The organism is Thermoanaerobacter siderophilus SR4 (assembly GCF_000262445.1).
Taxonomy (GTDB): domain Bacteria; phylum Bacillota; class Thermoanaerobacteria; order Thermoanaerobacterales; family Thermoanaerobacteraceae; genus Thermoanaerobacter; species Thermoanaerobacter ethanolicus.
The window spans coordinates 2,008,098-2,017,052 of sequence record NZ_CM001486.1 but is presented as its reverse complement, the minus strand read 5'-3'; the positions used below and the strand labels follow the sequence as shown (position 1 = coordinate 2,017,052).

Annotated in this window: 10 protein-coding genes and 1 pseudogene; 1 reads left to right on the top strand and 10 read right to left on the bottom strand. The window is 34.1% G+C overall.

Features of this window, described 5'->3' with window-relative positions; all coding sequences use genetic code 11:
* Nucleotides 1-332 precede the first annotated feature (332 nt).
* From THESIDRAFT1_RS09860 to THESIDRAFT1_RS09845, 5 genes are all read right to left on the bottom strand, one after another.
* Nucleotides 333-1,388 carry an Mrp/NBP35 family ATP-binding protein gene (locus THESIDRAFT1_RS09860; protein WP_006570289.1) on the bottom strand — a complete coding sequence of 352 codons (1,056 nt, stop codon included), beginning with the start codon at nt 1,386-1,388 and terminating at the stop codon, nt 333-335.
* 461 nt (nt 1,389-1,849) lie between these two features.
* Nucleotides 1,850-2,389 (bottom strand): flavodoxin family protein, encoded by a 540-nt coding sequence (locus THESIDRAFT1_RS09855; protein WP_006570288.1) that lies wholly within the window; start codon nt 2,387-2,389, stop codon nt 1,850-1,852.
* 94 nt (nt 2,390-2,483) lie between these two features.
* Nucleotides 2,484-2,612 carry a hypothetical protein gene (locus tag THESIDRAFT1_RS13035; protein ID WP_483027943.1) on the bottom strand — a complete coding sequence of 43 codons (129 nt, stop codon included), beginning with the start codon at nt 2,610-2,612 and terminating at the stop codon, nt 2,484-2,486.
* A gap of 20 nt (nt 2,613-2,632) precedes the next feature.
* Entirely contained in the window at nt 2,633-3,586 is a 954-nt protein-coding gene (locus THESIDRAFT1_RS09850) for an arsenic resistance protein (RefSeq protein WP_244262814.1), read from the bottom strand.
* Between the two features lie 427 nt (nt 3,587-4,013).
* On the bottom strand, nt 4,014-5,294 hold the full coding sequence (locus THESIDRAFT1_RS09845) for an IS110 family RNA-guided transposase (protein ID WP_006570286.1): 1,281 nt from the start codon (nt 5,292-5,294) through the stop codon (nt 4,014-4,016).
* Between the two features lie 30 nt (nt 5,295-5,324).
* Between THESIDRAFT1_RS09845 and THESIDRAFT1_RS09840 the strand changes: the two are divergent.
* A pseudogene (locus tag THESIDRAFT1_RS09840) lies at nt 5,325-5,936 on the top strand (IS110 family RNA-guided transposase); the annotation flags it as partial.
* Between the two features lie 239 nt (nt 5,937-6,175).
* Here THESIDRAFT1_RS09840 and THESIDRAFT1_RS09835 read toward each other — a convergent pair.
* The 5 genes from THESIDRAFT1_RS09835 to THESIDRAFT1_RS09815 form a co-directional block, all read right to left on the bottom strand.
* Nucleotides 6,176-7,270, bottom strand: a complete 1,095-nt coding sequence (locus tag THESIDRAFT1_RS09835) for a TDT family transporter (RefSeq protein WP_006570285.1) — start codon at nt 7,268-7,270, stop codon at nt 6,176-6,178.
* Between the two features lie 187 nt (nt 7,271-7,457).
* The gene (locus THESIDRAFT1_RS09830; protein WP_003870222.1) at nt 7,458-7,832 is read right to left on the bottom strand and encodes a hypothetical protein; all 375 of its coding nucleotides are present in this window, start codon (nt 7,830-7,832) and stop codon (nt 7,458-7,460) included.
* Between the two features lie 5 nt (nt 7,833-7,837).
* Nucleotides 7,838-8,044 (bottom strand): 4Fe-4S dicluster domain-containing protein, encoded by a 207-nt coding sequence (locus THESIDRAFT1_RS09825; protein ID WP_003869916.1) that lies wholly within the window; start codon nt 8,042-8,044, stop codon nt 7,838-7,840.
* 23 nt (nt 8,045-8,067) lie between these two features.
* A complete protein-coding gene (locus THESIDRAFT1_RS09820) occupies nt 8,068-8,388 on the bottom strand; it encodes a NifB/NifX family molybdenum-iron cluster-binding protein (protein ID WP_006570284.1) in 321 nt (106 codons plus the stop codon).
* 60 nt (nt 8,389-8,448) lie between these two features.
* The gene (locus THESIDRAFT1_RS09815) at nt 8,449-8,736 is read right to left on the bottom strand and encodes an ArsR/SmtB family transcription factor (RefSeq protein WP_006570283.1); all 288 of its coding nucleotides are present in this window, start codon (nt 8,734-8,736) and stop codon (nt 8,449-8,451) included.
* Nucleotides 8,737-8,955: the final 219 nt, after the last annotated feature.

Sequence of the window (8,955 nt, the reverse complement as noted above, 5' to 3'; positions counted from 1 at the left end):
TTTTTTTTTTTTTTTTTTTTTTTTTTTTTTTTTTTTTTTTTTTTTTGTAAAAATCAATAAAATTTATAGTATCAAGAATTATTTGTTGTATTTTTAAAACCCATTAGTTCATCTAGAAAAATTGGTTAAAAGGTAAAATATAAACTTGAATTCGGCAAGTGAATTTACGAAATGCCCAAATAGAGCCATTTGAGGGCTAAATTAAGTGAAGAATTTTTTGCAAAAAAATATATGGAGACTCCCCTTTTTCTGATAAAATTTAAGTGTCAACTCAAAAACATTAACAGAAAGGAGAATCTCCATAATGTAAGTTTAACACACGGTGGGTTAACTTATTTTATCGGACTTACTTTCTCTATAACTTTTTTTGCAAGTTCAATATAGGGCAATCCCTCTGATCCATCATCAAGAGCAGGTGGTATACCTACATCGCTTAATTCTCTGACTTTAACCGTCATTGGAATCTTTACAAGTATTTCCGTTCCTAAATCTTGCGCTAATTTTTCTGTTTCCCCTTCACCAAAAATATTATATCTTTGGTGGCAGTTAGGACATTCAAAATATGACATGTTTTCCACAATACCTATAACTTCTAAATTAACTTTCTTAGCCATATAACCGATTCTTCCTGCTACGTGAGAAGCTGAAGCTTGTGGAGTTGTCACAAGCACAAATTTTGACTCGGGCAATTTTTGCATCACTGTAAGAGGTATATCTCCTGTCCCTGGAGGTAGATCCAATACTAAATAATCTAATTCTCCCCAATACACATCATTGAAAAACTGATCAAGCACTCCTGACAAAAGTGGACCTCTCCATATTAAAGGTGTATCTTCGTCAGTAAAATTACCCATTGAAATCACTTTTATCCCGAATCTTTCTAATGGCAAAATAGTATGCTCATCCAATGCATAAGGTCTTTCATCCACAATACCCAAAAGCCTTGGAACACTAAATCCTAATACATCAGCATCCAAAAGCCCTACTTTGAAACCTAATCTAGCAAGGCCCACAGCCAAATTAACTGCAACAGTTGATTTACCTACTCCACCTTTTCCACTACCTACTACTATTACTCTCGTATTTTCAAATATAGGTTTCCTGCCACCGCTAAGCTTTCTTGCTAAATTTTGTCTTTCTTCTTCTGTCATGCTACCTAAATTTACTATTACTTCTGAAACCCCTTCAAGTTTGGAAACTTCCTCGATAGCATCTTTTTTAATAGTATCTTGAAGAGGGCAACCTTTCACAGTAAGGTTTATGCCAATTGTAACTTTATCCCCTTCTATTTGAATACTTCTCACCATATCAAGGTCTACTATACTTCTTCCTATTTCTGGGTCATATACCTTTCTTAAAGCGTTTAGTACTTGTTCTTTTGTAACCAATTTTATACCTCCTCTACATTATTATTTTTAGATTCTTGCAAAGTCCCAAAATTCTGATATGGGTTCTGTTATATATTTTCAAAGAAGTTCTTCCGCTTTTAATCGAATTCTTATATATGGCAAACGCAAAACGAAACGGAAAAAATCCTACGAAAAGCAACATTAAGCATTATCTTTCTCAGACATTTGTAATAATATCCAATTTGAATTCGTAAAAACCAATTCTTGTGTATAGACTCATTCTTAGAAGCTACTTTCTATCCTCTTTAACAAATTTATAGGTAAACCATAGTAACTCTATAAGAATAATTGCAAAATTTCCTTAATCTTTCTTCGCAGTTTGTCCAATTCTACTAGCTTCAGGTTTATCCTCACTACAGAATCTTTCCTCATCTATGTATGCAAGTAATTGCTTTCATACATACTTTAACATATTTAAGCAAAAAACAAAATAGACCTTGCTATTTAATTCCTAATATTTCTCCAAGCTCTAATATACGCTTTCCTAATCTTTTTGTCGCCTCTATTGCTTCCGTATCATTTAAAATTTCTCTTTCTTTATAAGCAATGCCACAAACGCCTCTATTTGCGGGAATCATATCATGCTTAAGGAAAAAAGCATTTATAGCCGTTATCGCACTTTCATGTCCATACTTTCTACCCACTACAATAGCACCACCAATTTTGTTTCTTAACTGTCCTTTTATACACCACGTTCTATCTATAAAAGCCTTAAGTTGAGCAGAAATATTGTTAAAAAAAACTGGACTTCCTATTACAATTCCATCACTTTTTAAAAGCATTGGTATAAGTTTTTCTGTCATATCATCTTCTATAGGACATTCTTCGTCTTTTTGGCAGGCCCAACAAGCCAGACAAGGCTTTATATTATAATCTATAAGCTTTATAAATTCTCCTCCCGTAATTGACATAGTTAATTTTAAAAGAATGTCAGTGTTGCTCTTTTTCCTTGGACTTCCGGAAATATATAAAATATTCATATCATCACCCTTTTCATACGCTTTAACACTCTGTGTCAACTTTCAACTTGTTTGACAGCACTATTTTATAAAAACAATGTCTACTGAAAAAACATTAAAAACTACTTAACGTTTTTTCTACTGTTTCTGCTATTATTTCGCTTAATGTTGGATGTGTGTGTATAGTTGCCGTAATATCCTCAACCTTTCCGTTCATTCTGATAACCTGCGTTGCTTCTGCAATTAACTCTCCGTAGTAATTGATTATTCTTCTGAGATTCTTTTATTTACGGGTTCATAATACTTCTTTATCCAAGGCCCTAATTTAAGATATAAAATCAGTAAAATAATCTGAAAGATAGGCATAGTAGCTGCTGGTATAGCAACCATAGGAGAAAAAGCGGCAGTAGCTAGTGCAACAGCAGTCCCATTATTTTTCCCTGTGCTAGCAAATACAATTGCCATATGTTCTTTATACGAAAAGTGCAATACTTTATTAAGCCACGTAACAAATATCAGTGTAACTGCAATAAAGATAGCATTTGGAACAAGCAAAAACAATATTAATCCTATTTTATCAACAACCATACCAGCTTTACTAAAGAATATCAAGAAAATTAAAATGTACATTGAAATTATAGATATAGATGGAAAAATTGGTTGTATATTTTTAAATTTCTCTTCTCCAAAAGCTTTCACTACCAAAGTCCTTGTTAAATAACCTAACACCATTGGCAAAATAAGAACTTCTAATATAGACATAAGTAGTTGACCTGTCGGTACAGGAACGTTCGTATGAGAAGCAAAAATCCTCATCCAAAATGGAACTGCAAAAATTGCAGCAATAAAACTTAAAGCCACAATCATAGTGCTTAATTCAACATCTCCTTCAGCAAGGCCTGTATAAGTAATGCTCATACTTGAACAAGGAACCACCATAACTAATAAAAATCCAATTGACAAAGTAGGATCTTTAATCATATATGTTGCAATAAAATATCCAAAAATCGGCGCCCAAGCAAAGTTATATATCAAACTTAATAGCAATGCCTTCCAATTTTTCATTGACTTTAAAAGCAATTCAAGTTTAACATTTACCATCATAGGATAGATGATAAAGAAAACTGCAATAGTATTTAAAAGAGTTAAAAACTGCTGATTTGCTTTTACCCATAAAGTAGCGCTATGCCCATAGCCTATCCATACACCAGCAGTCATTAATATCAATGTATAAACAAGCATCCAGTTATTGAGATGGCTTTGCAATTTTTTAAGATTACCTATTTCTTACACTCCTATCTCAATAAAATTTTTTATTATCTTCAAATAGCTGCAAATATCTTAAAATTACGCAGCTATTTGAAATTTCTTTTACCACCTTAATAAAACACAACAATACCTACCCTTTTCACAGCACTACTATTGTTCTAATCTTCCTCTATAAATGCAGCACTGTGAAAATTAATACTACTATTATCAATTTTACCCCCTAGGCATCCCCTATCATGCCTCTCTGGGTCCTTGCCCTTACATTCCTTCCTACTGCCTTAGGGAACTGGTGGGGGTGCAGCTTTGCTCGTATACAGGGTCTATGCCCTAATGGAGGGTAAACTGCTTATCCCCCACCAATTTTATCATCATATCTCTACGCAGCTTGTATTTGCTTCTCCCTAAAAATCCCTAATACTTTCTTCCCATCATACTCCTCTTTCTTCTTCACTAGTGCAAATATAATCTTTATCACTTTCACAGCCACTACTATCAGAGCCTGCTTCTTCTCAAGCGGATTCTCTCGCCTCGTCTTAAGATAAGTGTATAAAGCCTTAATCTCTTTATTCTTGCTTACCATTACTACTGCAACCTGATACAGAAGATTCCTCAACATCGCTCGACCTCGCTTCGATATCCTGGTCTTTCCCTTCCGCTCACCTGAACTGTCCTCTATTAGATTCAAACCAGCATATTTCCTGATCTGCTTCCAACTCTCAAATCGACTCGGATCACCTATCTCTCCTAATATGCCTGCCGCCGTTACTATACCAATACCAGGAATACTCAATATGTATCTGTCTATCCCTGTCTCTTGTAATCTAACTGCCATCTCCCTTTCTACTTCCTCAAGCTGTTTCTTGAAAAACTTTATCTCCTCTATACACAGCCGTATTTTTATCTTGGCCCCTGCTAGACCTTCTTTTACCCCTACAGATCTTTTTGCTGCCTCGTACAGCTTTTCTGCCCTCTTTTGCCCAACAGCTCTCTTTGTTGCTTTCTTAAATTCCTCTACTATGCCTTCAACCCCTAATTCCCGCACATCCTGCGGAAATGGATAGTAATACAAAATGTGCATTGCTGCCTTGCCATCCAAATTCTTAAACACTTCCGTAAACTCAGGAAAATATTCATCCAAAATTGAAACCAGCGCATTCTTTGCACTATTTAACTTCGCTCTTATTTGCTGCCTCATAGTGCTTAATACCCTTAACTCCGCATAAATCCCTTCAGGCAAGTACGCATAACTGAAACGCCCATCTTTCACAAGCCTTGCTATAACCATAGCATCCTTTGGATCGTTCTTAGTCTGTGCATTATCATCCAGCTCCTTAGCTTGCTTTACATGATAAGGATTGACCAGTACTACCGTCATTCCCTGTTCTTTTAAAAACCACGCCAGCGCCTTCCAATAGTGCCCTGTAGGTTCCATACCAACAATTATCTTCTCCAATCCTTTCTCTTCCTTTATCTCACTTAATTTCCCCACTAGACGATTAAATCCATCTATGTTATTCTTAAAAGAGAATCCTTTGGTTAACTCCAAACCCCTGTAGTCAAATATACGTGCCCAGTGTTTCTTCTTGGCTACATCAATTCCTACTATCATTACTTCAGGAGTTATGGATTCTATCTTTTGTATCTGAGATCTTAACATCGCCTATCATCCTCCTGCTATTTCTTCTCGTTTTCCAATTCCCATTATGGCAATAACAGACTCTCAGACCCTACTCAAATCGCTAAAACTTTAAAAGCAGCTGCTAACAGAGCTTACAGGCTTCATCCTGATCTTGCTGAAGCAAACGACTTAGCTCTTTCTATGACTCTCGAAAATATTCGCTTCCTCGAATCTCAACTTAAAAAGCTTGACGGCGAGATATCAAGACAGCTTAAAGCTTTTAATCAAACTCTAACTACTATCCCCGGCATTGGGGACGTCCTTGCTGCTGGTATCATCGCCGAAATTGGAGATATCAAAAGATTTAATAATGAAGCTGCTCTTGCCAAGTATGCCGGCCTCATCTGGAATAAATATCAGTCAGGTAATTTCAATGCCCAGGATATTTCTTTGGTTAAGTGTGGTGATCAGTACCTACGATACTATCTTGTTGAAGCCGCTAACTGTGTTAGGGTGCACACAGTGAGGTTTAAAGAGTACTACAACAAGAAGTATCGCGAGGTACCTAAACACCAACATAAACGTGCCCTCGTCTTAACTGCTAGAAGATTAATCCCTCTGATCTTTGCAATGCTCAGCAAAGGTCAAATATATCAAGAAAGAGGTGTTGCTAGTATTTAAACACTTTTTTGTTAAAAATTAATAAGGAATTTTGTTCTGGAACTTCCAATACCATTTATTGGTATATTGGAAGGAGGGTATCTTTTTGTCTTTTTTGACCTCCAAATGTCTCAAAAATTTTTTAATTACCCCCTTGACATTTTACCGTTTGTCTTTTTGGTTTAAAAAGAACTTGTAAATATTCGATTTATCGAATATTTCAGTTAAAATATTTTGGCCTACTGGCCAAAATATCACAACTATTTTTTATTACTTTCGGAAGGAACCAATAGTGTACCATTAAGCGTTCCAATCAAAGACTTTATAAAAGTGCTTATCCACAATATAGCAAGTAAAATTGCTAATAATACTGTATACCAGTATATAAGCTGTATTTTTGTATACATAAATACATTAAGAGCCGACAAAGTATATGCTGACAACGGAAATATAAATGCCCACCACGAAAGTGAAAAAGGTATTCCACCTTCTATAAGGTATTTAATTGTTATTATAACAGTAAGCACAAATGCCCAAAGTCCAAAACCCCACAATATAAGAGAAAGCATTTTTAAAGTATCTACCGTCAAAATTAGTCCTATTTCTTTTGAAGCATCAGCAATACCCATCAAACTTACAGTTCCTACGCCAATAGGCCCAAGTATAATCCAGAAAGTTGGTGTTGCTATGGCATGCGGCATTGTATGATTTATAAATCTGTTCAAAATAATACTACTAAGTATGACAAAGAGCATTAATCCAATTCCATAAAATACTATATCTATAATATTTATTAATTTTGCCAATTCTGTGTTTTTTGTCACATAAGCCTTAACTAGAAGATTTCCTAATAAAGGCACTACAATACTTGCAACAGGAGTTATATACCATGAGTAATTTGTAAGCTCGGGTCCTATATTTTCTGTTATCATCATATTGTATGTTACAAAAACTCCAAAAATTAAGGCAAGAGCTACGCCATATACCCACAAAATTGTGCCCAAAGTCACAATAAATGCCATGCTAAAATATTCCTTGCCTATCATAAAAAAGTTTGTTCCAAGAATTAAACCTCCTACAGGCATAGTAACAAAAAAGTTAGACATAACAGGATGCTTTAAATCCTCTATTAATTTATCAAAATGTAAAAACCATCTTCCTACCCACGGAATTATAAATATTAAAAACAAAAATATATTTAAAAAGAAAAGTGCTACAGCTACTGGTTTTAAAAAAGGCATTTTTGCACTTAACAAATAAAGAACATTAGCAAATCCACCAGTACCCATAACGGATGCATACCATGCCGGTGAAAAGTGTCTTATAATGCAGTTAAAGCATATTCTGTGTTCCATTGATCGCTCCTCCATTAATATATTCGAATTAACGAATATATTATATCAACATAATTAACATATGTCAACAACTAAGTAGAGGAATACTTTATATTTAACTTTAACACCATAAAAATATAACTTCGATTGTTGCTAAATATTTCTTGCCTGTAAGCTTTAGCAACAATCGAAGCCGTGTTAGATAAAATTATTTATTTTGCGATTGTTCTCTTTGAGCAACTGCTTTCTTTATTTCCTCAATAACCTGCTGTGTATTCATGTTTCTTATTTCGATTCCAATATGCTTATCTCTAGGAAAGCCTACATCATCAAAAGCATCTCTGTACATTTTCTTTTGCATTGTAGGGTCACAGGCAGCGACATAAAGTTCATCTATTTGCGCTCCTCTTAATAATTCCCTTAAATACCTGTCTCCATCATCTGCACAAAGTTGAGGATGTAATCCTACCCATTCAAAAATGCCCTCTCTTCTTAAAGTGTTCAAAACTTCAAATGTATCCATCTCTTGAAATGATGGACAAGTGCCTTGGCATACGCATAAAAGTAATCCTTTTTTACTCATAAAAATTACCTCCTATCTCCAAAATATGTTATAGCTTCATTATCACAAACTTTTGAGCATCCACGGCAAAATTCCACGCAGTTGTCTGGATTTACAACATCCGGATACCCATCGTCACCAATGGTATAAACGTCGTGTGGACAAAAGTTCACACATTGATAGCACTGAATGCATTTATCCTTATCTATTATAGGATACCAATTCTTTGCCACATATTTCACCTCCTCTCCAGCGTTTAAAGCTCTTTCAATATATCAGCTATCCTTCCATTTACATTTTTTATAACTTCTATATCATTTAATAAGAGCTCATTTTCTATGTCAGCATTATCTAAAGCTGAAATTACGACTTTTTGTGCATTGGTATTTTTGATAAAATCAACAAATTTTTGTGCATTTATTTTCTCTTCTTTAAAAAAGGGATTTTCTACGTTTTTAACTTTCTTTAATTTTCTATTTTCAATTTCTGCAACAGTAAAGTATTCTGATGAAACAATACTACTTCCTACATCGCTATTTAAGCCAAGATGGTTTTTTGATGCAAAAGCAATTATCATTTATATTAACCTCCTTATATATTTTTATATTCGAATATTCGAATATAGCAAGTAAAAAATTTATTTTGTGACAAGAAAGATATTTTTCACTTCATCGATAATGTTTATGATATTTTCATCTGTTAAAGAATAATAAATTATAGTCCCTTCTCTTCTGGTTTTTACCATTTTATTTGCTCTTAATACCATTAAATGCCTTGATACATGGGATTGGTCTAAATTTAGTGCTTGCATCATTTGACATACGCACATTTCCCTCTTGCTTAAAAGCTCTATTATTTTTATTCTAGTAGGATGAGATAATGCTTTAAAATACTCCGCTACTTTACTATACAAATCAGCTTCCACTTTTCTCATCCTTTCATATAGATTATATTCGATTTTTCAAATATAGTCAAGTTAATTTTTTGTCAGGTCCGTGTCAAGTTTTCGTAGGTAAATTTTTTAAAAATTTTTGTCTAACTTACCTCACCCCCAATACGTAATTCACTTTACTGAATATAAAATATGTTCTATTTATGTTAAATTATTACTTCAGAAGAAAACACTAAACATCTCACTTCTTTT

Excerpts from the sequence above, each read along its gene's own strand:
- THESIDRAFT1_RS09855 (WP_006570288.1), bottom strand. The coding sequence starts at position 2,389 with ATGAATATTTTATATATTTCCGGAAGTCCAAGGAAAAAGAGCAACACT.
- THESIDRAFT1_RS09850 (WP_244262814.1), bottom strand. The coding sequence starts at position 3,586 with ATGACTGCTGGTGTATGGATAGGCTATGGGCATAGCGCTACTTTATGG.
- THESIDRAFT1_RS09845 (WP_006570286.1), bottom strand. The coding sequence starts at position 5,294 with ATGTTAAGATCTCAGATACAAAAGATAGAATCCATAACTCCTGAAGTA.
- THESIDRAFT1_RS09835 (WP_006570285.1), bottom strand. The coding sequence starts at position 7,270 with ATGGAACACAGAATATGCTTTAACTGCATTATAAGACACTTTTCACCG.
- THESIDRAFT1_RS09830 (WP_003870222.1), bottom strand. The coding sequence starts at position 7,832 with ATGAGTAAAAAAGGATTACTTTTATGCGTATGCCAAGGCACTTGTCCA.
- THESIDRAFT1_RS09820 (WP_006570284.1), bottom strand. The coding sequence starts at position 8,388 with ATGATAATTGCTTTTGCATCAAAAAACCATCTTGGCTTAAATAGCGAT.